Raw genomic sequence first — 15880 nt, 5'->3', positions numbered from 1 at the left:
TTACTTTTAATTGATTTTCGTCTGCTTTACGCTGACCTTTGACGAGGTTCAAAACGTTGTCAAAGGTCAGCAGCGTTCTGAAATAACGCTATTGGTTATAAAGCCACCTTAGGTGGCCATTGTTCTTGGGATGCGATTTTGGACTATCTATGTACCGCATATTTAAATCATGAGATGATAAAATTATCAGGTTGCCCACAAGAAAGCCCATGTCGAACTCCTTAGTAAGACTGGAGATAAGATTAACTCAATTACTAACTCAGTTCATAGCTCATGCGTCTATCCAGCGTACTATTCATTGTATTGGTTGGCGTTATTAGTGGATTCCAAATCAGAAAACAACAACCAGCGATCTGCCTGGCAGGAGAATTTCGATTTGGCGATCTACGAATTCCTTATCCAGCCACAGTCGGGCAGATTGCCCAATCATACAATATGAAATTTTGGGGAGGAGGGACCTTTACGAAAGATACGACGCTCCTCCAGCAAAAAGATAAGTCGATCATAAGCTTCTCTTTAAAGCACGCGAAGTACCAAATTACTCTTGATAATGACCCTAGAGAGCGTGCTGAGGATAATTATGACGAACCTATTCTGGAATATAGGTTTACTGTTCGCAATAAATATTATTCGTTCGATTCGTTGCGTACCATGATTGAGCGTGAGACGGGAAAAACATTTAGAGCATTTCCAGCGACCGTTTATTCGGCATCTGACTCTCCTTGGCAACGGTATCTAAAAGGTCGTACAATGTATGTGTATATTCTTAGGGTTAGTGAGTGCATGACCATTACATTGCGCAATACCGGGTTAGCGATTCCAGAAGGCATAGGAGGTAAAACCCTCCCTAATACTCACGTCGATTTCATATTGTACAAGTCAGATGCCGAGGTTGAACGGCTGTATATGCCTAGGAACTATAGCTCCAAGGTTCCGGCAAAGTGAGCAAAAAGGGTTAAGTCAAAGTAGTTTTCTCCCCAATCGTCTACGTTTCAAGCACGGAGGGGAGAAAACTACTTTTAAAGGAATGCAATGAGTAAACGTAAGAGAATCAAGTTTTTGCTGGTGCTGGCTGTACTAAGTGGCCTGGGTTATGGACTGTATCAGTATTATCAGCCCCCTCTCGAACGACAGCAAATCCGGTTTGTTGATTCTGCTCAAGCCATGGAGGACTCTATACGGACTTTACGGCAGATTTGTCAAAATATCGAGACCATCAAAGCTCCCCAATTTATGAATTGTGTTGTTCAGCCTTGGGATAGTATCATGTATTTTCGAGGAGAAAGTGTTGGTCGCTTCGATACGCTCACCTTTGCCAATCCGGCTTTTAAGGATATGAAAAAAGGGGAGGTCCGTCGCTTGTTGTTATTGTTAAGCTTCCTGAATCGAAACTTTGTGTCAGGAGTTTATCATGACACCAGCATTGACTTTTGGCTTTATACTTATAGGCCCGATCCTTACTATTCATCATTTACCCAAGTACGTAGCTTGTATCTATGCGATAATCGGGCTGATACGCTCAAACCGGCATTCAAACATTATTTCACCATCCTGGATCGCAAGAAAAAAATGCTGTTACTAGCTCGTAATAACGTTCAATATCAACGGTTTTAGGAATCGAGCCTGTTCGTTTGCGATACAAGCGTGAAGGAGTGGGGGCAGTTCCTGCTACCTCTTTTTCTGCGCTAGCTTGAGGAGCTTGAAGATTAACTTATCTTATACGACCCGCGCGACGACGATAACGCTTACCTGTTCTTAATCAAATAAGGATCAGTTCGTCTTCAGGACGAATTGTATCCTATAGTACGATAAAACAGGGCTTCCTGTTGCGTAGTCAATCTTTTCTGTAAAAGACTTAACTTACTTTTAATTGATTTTCGTCTGCTTTACGCTCACCTTTGACAAATCGGACCGCCGGGCGGTTCAAAACTTTGTCAAAGGTGAGCGTTGGATAAGTTGCTTATGCGATGGGTTATTGTTTATACGGGGTTAGTTGTAGCGCAGGTAAAATAACTCCCGGAATCGATAACCAGCTACGTTACTGAACCCGGATTAACTGAACGCCCAGCACAGGCCGGCCATCGGCTGTAATGCCTTGTATCTCCACGCGTACCGTTCGTACTACGTCCGACAGCGGAAAACGCAATTGGCTGCGCCCCTGGCTGTCGGTTTGCATGAGTGGTTTCCAGTATAATACGTCCCGGTGATCAACGGGACCAGAAATGCTGCCGGGCGCTACGTCCGTATCATAGCGTGGTACGTAGAACTCACGTTGCAACGACGGATAACCAATGAATTGAATGGGGGTCATACCTTCCTTAGAATTCGCTTTGCCCTGCATAGACCGTCTGCGTTTGGTGTAAAAAGCAATGACTCCGTTCCCGCCCCGAACCCCATATATACCGGCTGAACCAGCATTTTTTACTAATTCAATACGTTCAATATCGCCTGGGTTGAATTGCAGCAACGCATTGCCGTCGGGGTCCTGAATGGGCGTCCCATCCATCAAATACAAGGGTTGCATACCACTTTTGAAACTACTCACGCCCCGTATAAACACCTTATAGCTACGCGCGACAAAGGCTCCTTCTCGAGTAACCGTTACGCCTGTTAGTCGCCCCTGAATCATTTCGTATAGGTTCTGGTAGGCGGGTGATTTATCGTCGAATACCAGAACGGCATCGGCCTGATTGTGCAAACTACGCATTTGGATATCCTCAGGCCGATCTTCGTATTTTCGGGCGCGGACCGCCACTTCCTGCAATACTTTCGCTGATTGATCGCGGTATAAATCGACGTTTGCTTCCTGCCGGACGCGGGCGGCATCCAGGTGAGAGCGCAATGTCGACCAGTTTGATACACGGGTCATTTTTTCAGTTTCCCATTGGGCGCCCGGTGTCTCCAGAATCAGACGGGCATCGTTGGTCGGAAATTTCTTTAATTGACGATCCATGAGTTGGGCAACTAATGAAATCGTATCACGAATGGCAAGCCCTGCCAGCCGGAAATGCCCTTTTTCATCCGCTCCCGCCGATTTGACGAACGATTGCCCGGTCGCAGTCGACGCCACCATAATCTGCGCGCCAGGTATGGGCTGATTTTTTGCCGTCAAAATGCGACCCATCAGCGATACGCCACCCAGCGAATCCATGTTGGATGTGCCACGCACGCGTCGCCAGCCTTGGGTTAGCAGCAGATCGTCCAGGGCTTTACTGATCTCGGAAGAGCGATTCGCTACGTATTGGTTAGGGTTTTCGATACGTCCCCGGAGCTCGCCCGTTAGCAGCAAGTGCGTTGGTAACGTAGCGTCGGCAGTATCGGCGGGTACTTTATCCGCATCGGTAATCGACGCAGATAGAGCGGCTAGTGCTGGCGATCCATTGTCGGTCAGGTTGATACTCAGCGTGGTCTGCTCACGAGGCTGATAGCGTGGTTTGTTAGCGCTCATGAAGACTCGTACCGGCGCAATGAATTCGGGTATAAAAACTAATCGCTCGGCTTGCGGCTTAGCGCTGGCGTCGTACAGGGTAATTTGGGCTAGTCCCGGCAACCAGCTCATCATGGGCAAGCTTACCTTCGCCAACCCATTTTGCAGGAGAATCTTTCGCTGGTCAACTACCCGGCCACGCTGCTGAATCAGTATATAGGCGGAGTCGATAGTGGATCGGTTGGTGCTTAAGATGGTTAACGCGAGCCGAGTGGTGTCGCTGGTGGCATCGGCCGACAGCAGTAATCCTTCCGTGTCGGGTTTGGGCAACGGAACGCGTTGTGGCTGGTTGTTATACGTAATGTCGGCGTAGTACGTCCGCTGTGGCTTTGGCTCCATCAATACGCTGGTCATTCCTTGCCGATTCGTTTTGAAATGAACAACGTCAGCGCCCTGATCGTCGACGATACGTCCGTCAATGGGTAAACCATATCCATCGGGCTGAACAATCTTTATGCCCAGTCGCGCGGGTAGTCCCGACATCCAGCGGCCTCCTTCCGGTAAAATCTGAATGTCTACTGGCGGAGAAATAGAATCACTACGTATTGGTAACTCGTTCTTAAACAGATTATAGATCGCCACCGATCGCTCGAAGGCTGGCCGCCGTTGGGCATTATCCTCATCGGTATAGGCGCGCAGGCGATACGTTCCCGTGCTGAGCGTATCCGATAGTCGGAAATGACCTTCGCCCCGTCCCTCTGCGATACGTACCCACTGGTGCTGTACCAATTTTCCACCGGGATAAAGCAAGTCGACATGAATGGCCGTTTCGCCACTGGGTCGCTGGTGATTGGCCGCATCGAGCAAGTAGGTACTCATCCAGAGTCGATCTCCTGTGGCGTAAAGGGGCTTGTCGATATGTACAAACAAGCTGGGCGACAGTAGTTTGAAGCGCTCGTTGAAGGTGGTGGCGATACGTTCCAGGCGGGCATCGGGTGGAGCGAGCTTGCCCTGAGTTGCCAACTGATCTGTTGCCAGAGCCTCCTGCTGATTACCATCGGGTTTCCAGTCGGCGGGTAACATCGTTGATAGTCGGTCGTTGCCCATCGAGCCTTTCGCTTCCATCCCTTCAGGTATGGTAATTACTCCATCGACGGTCATTTGCAGTTGCCCGGTTGGTAGTTTTATTTCCGTATAGGCGTAGCGTGCATCGGGATATGGCGAAAAATTCGAGACGGCATGGGTATAGAATATGATCAGCTTCATCGGCGAGACCAATCGACGCTCGGTCGATAATCGACCAGGTTGTATGGCCGTAGATGCCTTAATGGGTATCAGACGTTTATAGTCATGAATAGCAGCGGTAAGTGTACTTGTCCGATGGTCGAGGGGGATCGCCTTGGAGACATCTTCCTGATAAACCTGAAAGCCAGCCTGCCCGAACGTATCGTCAATCAGGCTAGCCATTAAATGACGAATCGATCCTGTGTAGGCGGTAAGCCGGTTCCGTCGAAAGCGGTTGGCCTGGCGTTCGTTTTCTGGTTTTACTTCTTCGAAACGGGCGGTACCGGCCAGATATACATTACCTGATGCAGCCGCATCGAAATGTTGCAAATCATAGATGAGTCGGTAGCCTAAGGCTTGATTGTCAATGGTCAAAGGCTCGTTTGCCGTTGCATAGAGATGGCCGTTCTCTTCTTTAAAACTGAGAACGTCGCTGTTGACCAGCACACACTGCCCACCAAACGGCTCGCCGAAGAGTTGTTTTTGAAACTGACGAAGGTGTCGCTCCCAAAGTTTCGAATTGCCTCGTACGGTTACGGCCGCCAGCATTTGCTCACTTGGTGTTAGTCGAAACGTGGCTTTTTGTGGGGAGGGATTATCAAATCGGAAGGTGTGTTTATCGGGTTGGTAGCCAATGAAGGAAGCGACAATCTCCACCGTGCCCAGGGGGATACCTGTAAGACTATACGCTCCTTTTTCGTCGGTTACGGCCCCCCGCGTGCTCCCATTCACGTACACATTGGCAAACGGCATGGGTTTTCCGGAAGCGGCATCCACTACATAGCCGGTCAGTACAGCTGTTGGTTGTCCATAACCTATACTGATTGATCCTACCAATAGAACGGCAGTTATCCAGCCAATGACGAATGAGCAGCGCATAGAGAATAATGAGTGTGGTAACTCATTCTAAAAGAACTCCGCTGCGTAATTATACCAATGGTGTACCAGCATTCGATATCGGGCTAAGGCACAAAAAAACCGGCAGAAATTCCGCCGGGATTTTACAAACCTATCCTTAATCCTAACTGGTAAAAATTTTACAGTACAGGTATTTTACTATTTTTCAGGTTAGCGACTTTATGTGCTGATTACCAGTACGTAGTGGTTATTGATACGTAGTGAGCATTACCCATAAACGTAACGCAGCCTAGTCATCCTTTTTAAGGAAGAGCAAAGGCAACGTAACTATCCCCTTTGTTAGTCCCTAATTTTGTGCCTCCACAAGCGACTACGATATATTGCTTCCCGTTCACCTCATACGTACTGGGCGTGGCAAAACCGGCGGCTGGCAATTGGGTTTGCCAAAGTAATTGGCCGGTTTTTTTGTCATAAGCCCGGAACATACCGTCTTTCGTTGCCGCAATGAATAACAGCCCTCCTTTTGTAATAACCGGACCTCCGTAGTTCTCTGTCCCGGTTGGCTGAATTCCTTGCCGGGTTAGTTCAGGAAACTCGCCCAGTGTTTTCTGCCAAACCTGCTGTCCCGTATTGAGGTTGATGGCCGTTAACGTACCCCAGGGTGGCTTGATGGCGGGATAGCCTTTGCTGTCTAAAAATTTCGTGTAACCGTTGAACCGATACGGAACGTAAGGCCCCTGTTTGGGCTTCGAACCGGGAGACGTAGCGACAGTTTCTACTTTCTCATCGTTAAACAAAAAAGCCAGTAGCGCCTGCTTTTGCTCGGCCGTAATACCTGCGAAACCGGGCATCATTCCTTTCCCGCTGGTAATCAATTTGGATACGTACTCCCGGTCGCGCCGTTGACCGATGTTTACGAGCGATGGATAGCCACTGGATGGATTCCCCTTTCGGTCCGTTCCATGACAGGCGACACAATAGGTTGTATAGAGTCGATTGCCGGGACTTAAATGCGCCAGCTCATCTACTTTAGGATTGTCGCTGAGGCTAAACATCCAGGCCATTTCATTGGCGTTCACATACATAATCCCTTCGGGATCAACGGCCGCACCACCCCATTCCGGCCCTCCATCTGCTCCCGGTAATAGTAGCGTTGGGGTTTTACTCAGCGGCTGATAAGTTCCTTTTCTGGCCCGACGATACTGCGCGATCAGCGAATCGCGGTTTGTAGCATAGGGGTTTAAATCTGTTTCGGCAATGGTTTGCCGGGCAAAAGGCGCGGGTAAGGTTGGGATGGGTTGCGTAGGCCAGGTCGCTTCATCCGGTAAAGGCGATTTAGGAACGGGAACCTCCCGAATGGGGAAAAGCGGCTTACCTGTCACCCGATCAAAAATAAAGACGTGGGCACTCTTGGTTACCTGAGCCACCGCATCGATTGTTTTCGTGGCGCCCGATCGATCCTTCATCCGAAGCGTGATCAGGTTTGGTGGAGCGGGCAAATCACGGTCCCAAACATCATGATGAACAAGTTGGTAGTGCCAGATCCGTTTCCCGGTTCGGGCATCCAGGGCCAGCAGGCAATTGGCAAACAGGTTTTGCCCTTTACGATTTCCGCCGTAAAAATCAAATCCGGCTGAGCCCGTCGGTACATAGAGGATGCCGCGTTTGCGATCAATGGCCATACCCGCCCAGTTATTGGCCGCGCCTACTTCAGTGTTTTTATAGGTCTCTTTAGGCCAGGTGTCATAGCCAAATTCGCCCGGATGCGGAATCGTATGAAAAACCCAAGCCAGTTTACCCGTTCGTACATTAAACGCCTGAATAGATCCGGGTGCTCCATCCGCCCCTTCCGAGACACGTAGCGGCATGAACAGCAAATCCTCGAACAGGGTACCCGGCGTGTTCGAAATAACAAATTTATCTTTCGCTGATTCACCTAGTCCGGCCTTAAGACTAACTCGCCCGTTTTCGCCAAAGCTGGTGATTGGCTGCCCGGTCTGTGCATCAATGGCGTAAAGCGAGGAGCCGTAGGCGTACAGGATACGTGCGGGCTCGGTATCGTCGGCCCGATTGCTTTTCCAGTACGTAACACCCCGGTTCGTATTGAACGTTTTGGTACCCGGTTCTACGTAGCGCCACTTTTCTTGACCCGTAGCTGCATCGAGCGACACCAGCTGATTCGAGGCCGTCACTGCGTAGAGTGTGCCATCGACAATAATTGGATTGCACTGCACCTGCCCCGAGTCGCGGGAGTGATATTCCCAGGCTATCTTAAGCTGGTTAACGTTACTGGTGTTGATCTGATCCAGGGTCGAATAATGATTGCGATCAGGCCCGCCCAAATATTCAGGCCATTCGGTACTCAACTCCGTTTTTCGTTCTTTATAGGTTAGTTGAAAAGCCGTTAAGAGAACCACTGACAGGAAAAGAACAGGTGAAAGGATGCGTTTCATTACGTTTCGGAACAAATGGATGCTGAAGGGACAGGTTGATTACTAACAATATGTATTCGATAATGAGGCCAGTTTTCAACTTCTGTTAGGGCCAGTCTTGTAAGGGCTTCATGTGAATGGTAAATTTGGTTTGTTTTACCCTATTTACCACCCCCAACCCCCTCCTAAAACAGGAGGGGACTCCAAAACTCCAGAGCTTTTTTTAGCCCCCTCCTGTTTTAGGAGGGGGTTGGGGGTGGTAAACTACACGATTAGCCCCGTAGAGAGAGGAGAATGCCTTCGAAACAAAAGCCGAGAATCAGCGCTTAATAACCAGGATTCTGTTTTAAGGTTGGTTGTCCATTGACAAAACTCTGGGTAATCGCATAGTCTGGAATAGGCTGGTATTCGCTCTTGTTCTTCGTGAACTTAACGCCATTGCCCAGTGCCAGCGAACGGCGGGTGCTTTCTTTAGGTAAATATTCGTTGTTGATCACCTGATCGGCTATTCCCCAACGAACCAGATCGAAGAAGCGGTGGCCTTCCATTCCTAATTCGATTCTCCGCTCGAACCGAACAGCCTGCCGGGCAATCGCCTGACTCGCCCAGGCTGTTGTATAGGGGTTTACTACGTATTTAGCCGCGTTGGTAGTTCCGTCTATTGTTTTGATGGGTGAGGCCGCTGCTCTGGCACGAACCCGATTGACGTATTCACGGGCTTTATCCAGACTACCCACCTCCACTTCGCATTCTGCCGCCATCAGCAGTACATCGGCAAAACGCATCAGATCATAATTCAGCGCGCTGGCAATACCAAAACTCGCCCGAACGACCTGCCCGGAACTATACTCGGCCGATGAGAAGACGTGCTTCTTTCCCGTAAATGGCCCGCCATTGGTGATCGACTCGCCCGGAGGAGCCGTAAAGGCTAAGCCGCTCATCATGCCCCAGTCCAGATAAGGAATGCCCCGACGTCCACGGTATGGTCTAAACGAGGGTCCAGATTGCCCGAATAAGGGGTAAATGGGCTGGCATCTGGTACCGTCTCATTCGACGTAACATCGACGTCGTTATACGTATTGAGCAGGGGCAAACCATTTTCGTCAGTACGGAAGGCATTGACCAGATTTTGCGATGGCCGATAAAACCAGGAGTTTGTGCCCCCTGCAATACCATTCGGATAACACAAAATTGCTTCCCGAAACCCGTTCGTATTGTCGCTGGCACCATCGCCAATCGCACTTTGAACTTCAAACATAGCCTCTTTGCTATTCTGGGTGGCAATGCGGAAATTCTCACCAAAATTCGCTGTCAGGTCCAGCTTAACGCCCTGACTGGTTTTCCCCTGCCCGATAATTACATCAAACAATGCTTTGGCCTCGGTGAATTTATTCTGGTACAGATAGGCCTTTGCCAGATAGGCTCCGGCAGTCCATTTATTGACCCGCCCTTTACCCGTTTTCACTTCGTCCAGATTGTCGTAAGCGAATTTGAAATCTGTTTCCAGTTGGGGCCAGATGTTGATGTAATTGCCACTCGCATCGGTATTCGGGATTTTGTAGTCGGTGGCTTTCTCATCCACAAACGGAATGTTGCCAAAGATTTTCTTTCCCTCAAAATGGTGGAAAGCCCGCAGAAAACGAGCCTCGGCGGCCACTTGTTTTTTCAGGGCATCGGTCAGGGCTGGGTCGGTTGTTTTGGCTAGTGCCTGCAACACAATATTGGCCCGGCCAATGCCATCGAAAATCCCATTCCAACGGGCGAGCAACTGCGAGTTCGTGCTGGGAGTTGCATATTGCATCGCCTGATTGATTTCGCTTTGATCGGTAAAGTTGGTACCTCCCTTGTAGGCATCGCCACCGGCGATACTGCCCCATATCCAGTTGTATGATCCGCTGAATCCCAGGAAATTAGCCGCCTGTGAGCCGTCCAACGTAGCGTAGGCATCGATCAGAAACCCATCGACTCCTTTTTTGCTCAATAAATCGCTTTCGCTATAGACACCCTGGGGACCCAGGTCAAGAAATTGTTGCTTGCAGGCAGAAAGCGTAACGGCCGAAAGCAGTAAGGTATAGGCAGTATATTTTAGAATCGGTTTCATAACAGACATGGTGGGGTTTAGAAAGATACGTTTAGACCCAGTAAGAATTGACGCGGATTAGGATAGCCCGAATAATCGACGCCCAGATTCTGATCGCTGCTGGCCGTTTGTTCAACCGATGCACCCGAAACCAGTCCTAAATCGGGGTCGGCTCCGGTGTATTTTGTGATGGTGAAGAAGTTCTGCGCCTGCGCATAAACCCGCAGGTTGCTCATTTTAATCGTTTTCAGCCATGTCTTCGGAAAGGAGTAGCCTAATTGAATGGTTTTGCCCCGCAAATACGAGCCATTCTCTACGTAAAACGAACTCGAATTGCCCGTCACAAAAGCGGTATAGCCATTGGCCGCACCCACACCCAGTTGAGGTGTTTTGGCAGTAGCCGCCGTTTCGGGTGTCCAGGCGTCATATAGCTTTCCAGAAGCCACAGAGCCTCCTAAAACCCCCATGTAGGTAAAGTACTTCGTGTAATTATAGAGCTGATTTCCCTGATTCCAGAACACAAACGTACTCAGGTCGAACCCTTTCCAGCTGAAGTCAAGATTCAATCCCATCTGAAATTTGGGGTGGGGAGACCCCAGTACGATTCGGTCGGCCGTGGTAATATTGCCATCACCGTTTATGTCTTTATATTTCCATGAACCTACTACGCCCGGAGCTCCGTTAATTTTAGGCCCCGCATCGACCTCTGCCTGATTGTTGTAAAACCCATCGATTTGATACCCATAAAACGAAGAGACGGCCTGTCCCTGGGTTGTAATCAGGGCATTGGTGATCCGGCTTGCGGCTACCAGTTGCGCTGTATTTTCGTTATTTAGTTTGGTCAGCTGGTTTTTGTAGTGGGTAACTGTCAGGGTTGCATCGTATTTCAAATCAGACGTGATTTGTCCCTGGTTCGTGATTTGTAGGTCAATACCTGAGTTACGCATTGTTCCCAGATTGACCAATGGTTTGGTCACGAGCAATTCCAGGCCGTTACGTAGGCTGGGAACCAGCAAATCACGCGTGTTTTTGGTGTATACATCGACGGCGATACTCCATTTTCCCCGCAAAAGGCTGGCATCCAGGCCAATATTGGTCGATTCGGTCGTTTCCCATTTGGTTTGCAGATTTCCCTGCGAACTCGCTCCATACCCCTGCGTAGAGCCAATATTTACCCCATTGATATCGTAGAAATTATTACTTGGGGCAGCGCTATAGGTTGAATACTGATTGAAGGCTGGTACGTTAGAAATACTGCCCATTCGTCCCCAGCCAGCCCGTAATTTTAAGTCATCGAGCCAACCGAACGATTTCATAAACGCTTCGTCAGAAATGCGCCAGCCGACCCCTAACGATGGGAAATTGGCATATCGAACATCGGGACCGAAGAGCGAGGAGCCATCCCGACGGAACGTAGCGTTAAACAAATACCGATCTTTCAGGCTATAATCGAGTCGGCCGAAATACGAGAACATCGAGCTACGCGACAGCAGTGCATTTCGGTTAATGTCAGCATCGTTGGCACTAATATCGCCCAGCGACTGTGGCAGACCCGTGTTGAGCGACAGAAAATTGGTTGATTCAAAGTCGTAATTACTCTTGGCGCCAAACAACCCCCGTCCGGCATTTTTAATGGCTTCGGTACCTACCAGGACCTTCACATCATGAATCTGCGCCAACTTTTTCTGATACGTCAGCGTGTTAGTCCACGTCCAGCTCAGAAAATTGTTGGTGGCCTCGGTTAGCTGGGTTACTCGTCTGGATTGGCTGGCTTCGTATTCTTTCAGGAAGGCCCGCTGAAGGGTTCCGTTCCAGGTATCCACGCCAAAAGAGGTTCGGAAAGCCAGGTCAGCGTTGACATTCACCTGCGCAAACACATTCCCAAAAGCCCGCAGATTTTGGTTGAACCAGTCTTTCCGGCGATCCAGATACGATACCGGATTATACCCGACCCCGGCTGTACCACCAATTAAGGAGCCGCCGTAACCGCCTTTTATGTCGTAAACCGGTATAAACGTAGCGCTACGTAGCGCATAGCCCCAGGCGCTGGTTTCGCCAATCACAGTGGCATCACCCTGCCGATTGTCGTACGATACCTGAAGGTTTTCTCCTACAGTCAGGAAGTCAGTGGCTTTAAACGACGAGTTCAGTCGCATGGAATACCGATCATAACTCGTGTTTTTGAAGGTGCCTTGCTGGTTAAAATAATTCAGCCCCAGCGAATACGTAGATCGGTCGTTGCCGCCACTGGCCGATAGCTGATGGCTCTGGATAACACCCTGTTGCGACATGGCATCGAACCAGTTGGTACCCGGACTGGTCTGAAAAATCTGGTACGGATTGGTGTAGTCAGCGATGGTATATAAATCGGGATTGGCACGGGGATCGGTTGCTGATACGCCCCCTTTGAACGTATTGCTGACTACGTAACGGTCTGGAATGGCGAACGAACCATGCTGCCCAAAAACCGGGTCAACAAACGTAGTTGCCGTTGTTTTATCCAGATACGTCAGTAACTCACTTGTATTTAACAGTTTGGGAATCCGGTTCAGTGGCGTTATCTGAATACCATAATACGTATCATACGACAGCGTCGTTTTGCCTGCTTTGCCTCCTTTGGTTGTGATAATAATGACGCCGTTAGCGGCTCTGGCTCCGTAGATCGAGGCCGAAGAAGCATCTTTCAGCACCTGAATCGACTCTACATCCTGCGGATTAATACGCGACGCATCGGTAGTGGGAACGCCGTCGATGACGTAGAGCGGATTGTTGTTACCATACGAGGCAAACCCGCGAATTCGGATGGAGGCCGAACTGCCGGGGTCGCCCGTGCTACTCACCGTAACGCCTGCTGCCCGGCCCTGCAGCTGGGCGACCAGGTTCGCCGAAGGCGTAGCGTTCAGGTCGCTGGCTTTTACGACGGATACCGCCCCGATAATGTCTTTTTTCTGCTGAGTAGTATAGCCTGTTACGACGACTTCGGTAAGCTGGTTATTACTTGCTTCCAGCTGAACATTGATTTCTGTCCGATTGCCGACGACAATATCCTTTGTAGTAAAACCAACAAAACTGAACGTCAAAATGGTGTTCGCATCAGGAACGCCAATTCGGTATACACCTTGCGCGTCTGTTGTTGTACCCCGACTGGTTCCTTTAACTATAACGGTAACCCCCGGCAGCGTTATCCCTTTTTCATCCCGAACTGTCCCGGAAATAGATACCTCAGAAAGCTCTTCAATGGATATAGGCGGTTCTGTTTGACTGCTCAGGTTATCGGCCTTCGTCATCAGGGGGGATAAAATGATCTGGTTCTTGATGACTTTATACTTGAGCTGTAAGGGGTGGAGCAATCGATCGAGCACCTGTCTCAGCGGTTCGTTGACAGCGTTAACCGTTATACGTTGGGTAGCGGTCAGGAGTTGAGGCCGGTAGGTAAACTTAACATCGGCCTGCGTTTCAATACCCGTCAGGACATGAATAAAATCCTGATTCGCTAGGTGAATATTTATTTTTCGATCTAAGAGTTCTTGGGCTGTTACATCCCGGGCCAAAGACACCCCCGCGAAAATGATCGCTATCGAAATATGCAGGAGCGATAGTTTCATGAGGAGAATCAGTTCTTTTTGGAATCGTACTGTTTTTTTCATTGATTTGACAGTTTTTGTAAGTAGTAGACACAAAAACAACCTTCACACCCGCTGGTACGGGATACTGTTTATGAGCGCAGAGAAGGTCATGTAATGGCCGGTAACGCTGGTACCGTTACCGGTTTTTTTATTGAGTTTGCCGCTTTAACTATACGAGCATAGGCAGATAGGTTTGGGGTTATCGAAATAGGGTTTAGTCACAGCCTTTGCTGTCGAAAATAATCTGTGCATCTACCAGTTTATAGCTGGCACCCACTCCTTCGCAGATGATATCCATTTTTTCAAATAGATTTTCGCTGCCCAATGAAGTGGTTAGTCGGCAATTCTTCAGCCGATCCTCGTCGAAAATGATCTCTACCCCATACGCTTTTTCAATTGCCTGCAGGATCTCAACCAGGGGAGCATTCCGAAACGAAAAAAGCTTTAACTCGGCCTGGGGCAGAAGAGGAGCTGGTTTTGCAACAAGAGTCCGGGTGAAGTGGGCATCCGCTTTCGTAAACGTAGCCTGTTGATTAGGGGTTAAAATCAAACCATCCTGCTCGGGATCAAGGTGTTTATTGCTTTGAACGGGAAAAACAGAGACCCGTCCGGTTTTCACCATTACATTGATCTGCTGATCCTGTTGATACGCTTTGACCCGAAAGCTGGTCCCCAGCACCTTGGTGGTGATGGCATTCGAATGAACCAGAAAAGGCTTATCCGGATTTTTTTGCACCTCAAAAAAAGCTTCCCCTACCAGAAAGACCTCGCGAATGGTATCGGCAAATGCTTTCCGATAGTGGAGTTGCGTACGAGGTTCTAAAAAGGCCTGACTTCCGTCTGGCAGGTTTACGGTCAATACCCTGGATGTATTGTTGTTAACTTGTTCAAGTTGATCTGAAACAACCTGATTAGCGGCCTGATCGTTGTTAATCAGGTGATTACTTTTCTGAGTAAGCCACCACCCGCCTAACCCAAGCACTACGCTAATGGAGGCAGCGGCTGCCCAGACACGCCATTGCCGCCAGAGAGGAACGGGGATTTCCTGCGTGTTTGCCCAAATACGCTTATACAGTAAATCCACTTGCTGTTCCGATGGGAAATCAGCCTCGATCTGCTCATGCAACATGAGCAGTAACTCCCGTGCCTGCCTGATCGTGTCCCGTTGTTCCGGGTGGTTTAGCAGCACATCCGCCCAGAACGCATCGTCACTGGGCGCTCCCTGCAATACCCACTTGCGAAAAGCGGTATCCTGCAAAAAATCATCAGCCGTGTAATTCTGGTACAACAGTACAGTTCTTTTTAGTGAGAAATTAGTATTATTTCAATTCACTAAGCAAGAGACTGCATTCCGTTCGTTTAAACCTATTTACCTGAAAAAAATTTTCAACAACCAGCCAATGCCTAAAAAGCAAAGCGAGAGAACGATGGCTAGTCGGCGGAGGGTATGGAGTGCCTTTTGAATCATGTTGCGAGCCCCCTGCTCACTTATATTCATGATTGAAGCGATTTCGGCGTAGCTAAAATCCTGGTAATAGCGCAGGATTAAGGCCTCATATTGGCGAGCCGGTAAACTGGTTAGCCATGATTTTAACCGGGAAGACTGGAGCGCAATTTCTTCGTCAGAAATCATACTGGCTTCCACTGAAGCAAGGGTGGGCTGCCAGAGGTCTGTTCCCTCATCAAATGGTTGGGCAAGTTCAGTGTCAGGACGTAGCGACCGATGAATTTTACGACGTAGCGACCGAAATAAGTAAAAGCGAACGGACTGGGCTTCGGCTAACTGCGAACGAGTGCGCCACAAATCGGTGAACATATCCTGTATGGCATCTTCCACTAGATCCGAATCGCGGTTTAGTTTCATCCCATAGCTATACAACACGCGGACATAGCGTTGATAGAGCCAGGAAAAAGCGACTTCTTCTCCGTTCCTGAAACGATTCCAATAGAGTTGATCTTCCTGATCGGTTGCCCCCATAGCTTTCACGGAACAAAATAATGCGATTTTTCCCTAATATACTTCTAATTCTTTGGCCGTGAATCAGATTTGACTGTATGAATAATCGTTGAGTAGCGCCGTTTAGCTAAAGGCTGGATAGGGTAGCAGCCAATAGTTAGTCGGGCCTAATGACGTACCAGCGTTTCACAAAGTGCTCAGGGATAGTGCCTAAGT

Annotated in this window: 9 protein-coding genes; 2 read left to right on the top strand and 7 right to left on the bottom strand. The window is 49.0% G+C overall.

Annotation, left to right across the window (positions count from 1 at the left end):
* Positions 1–273: 273 nt before the first annotated feature.
* Positions 274–945 carry a hypothetical protein gene (locus GK108_RS26885; RefSeq protein ID WP_163954683.1) on the top strand — a complete coding sequence of 224 codons (672 nt, stop codon included), beginning with the start codon at positions 274–276 and terminating at the stop codon, positions 943–945.
* Between the two features lie 87 nt (positions 946–1032).
* Positions 1033–1614, top strand: coding sequence for a hypothetical protein (locus tag GK108_RS26880; RefSeq protein ID WP_163954682.1), 582 nt, complete (start codon positions 1033–1035; stop codon positions 1612–1614).
* A gap of 424 nt (positions 1615–2038) precedes the next feature.
* Here the strand turns inward: GK108_RS26880 and GK108_RS26875 are convergent, their stop codons facing one another.
* The 7 genes from GK108_RS26875 to GK108_RS26845 form a co-directional block, all read right to left on the bottom strand.
* On the bottom strand, positions 2039–5590 hold the full coding sequence (locus tag GK108_RS26875) for a carboxypeptidase-like regulatory domain-containing protein (RefSeq protein WP_163954681.1): 3552 nt from the start codon (positions 5588–5590) through the stop codon (positions 2039–2041).
* 281 nt (positions 5591–5871) lie between these two features.
* On the bottom strand, positions 5872–8022 hold the full coding sequence (locus tag GK108_RS26870; RefSeq protein WP_163954680.1) for an outer membrane protein assembly factor BamB family protein: 2151 nt from the start codon (positions 8020–8022) through the stop codon (positions 5872–5874).
* Between the two features lie 305 nt (positions 8023–8327).
* Entirely contained in the window at positions 8328–8945 is a 618-nt protein-coding gene (locus tag GK108_RS26865; protein ID WP_163954679.1) for a RagB/SusD family nutrient uptake outer membrane protein, read from the bottom strand.
* Positions 8942–10102 carry a RagB/SusD family nutrient uptake outer membrane protein gene (locus GK108_RS26860; protein WP_163954678.1) on the bottom strand — a complete coding sequence of 387 codons (1161 nt, stop codon included), beginning with the start codon at positions 10100–10102 and terminating at the stop codon, positions 8942–8944. Before GK108_RS26860 ends, GK108_RS26865 begins: the two co-directional genes overlap by 4 nt.
* A gap of 17 nt (positions 10103–10119) precedes the next feature.
* Positions 10120–13728: a TonB-dependent receptor gene (locus GK108_RS26855; RefSeq protein ID WP_163954677.1), complete on the bottom strand. Its 3609-nt coding sequence runs from the start codon at positions 13726–13728 to the stop codon at positions 10120–10122.
* 193 nt (positions 13729–13921) lie between these two features.
* Positions 13922–14995: a FecR family protein gene (locus GK108_RS26850; protein ID WP_163954676.1), complete on the bottom strand. Its 1074-nt coding sequence runs from the start codon at positions 14993–14995 to the stop codon at positions 13922–13924.
* 81 nt (positions 14996–15076) lie between these two features.
* On the bottom strand, positions 15077–15685 hold the full coding sequence (locus GK108_RS26845) for an RNA polymerase sigma factor (protein WP_163954736.1): 609 nt from the start codon (positions 15683–15685) through the stop codon (positions 15077–15079).
* Between the last annotated feature and the right edge of the window lie 195 nt (positions 15686–15880).

Origin of the sequence: Spirosoma terrae, assembly GCF_010435915.1 — a bacterium.
Classification (GTDB): domain Bacteria; phylum Bacteroidota; class Bacteroidia; order Cytophagales; family Spirosomataceae; genus Spirosoma; species Spirosoma terrae.
This window is presented reverse-complemented; position numbering and strand designations above follow the sequence as displayed.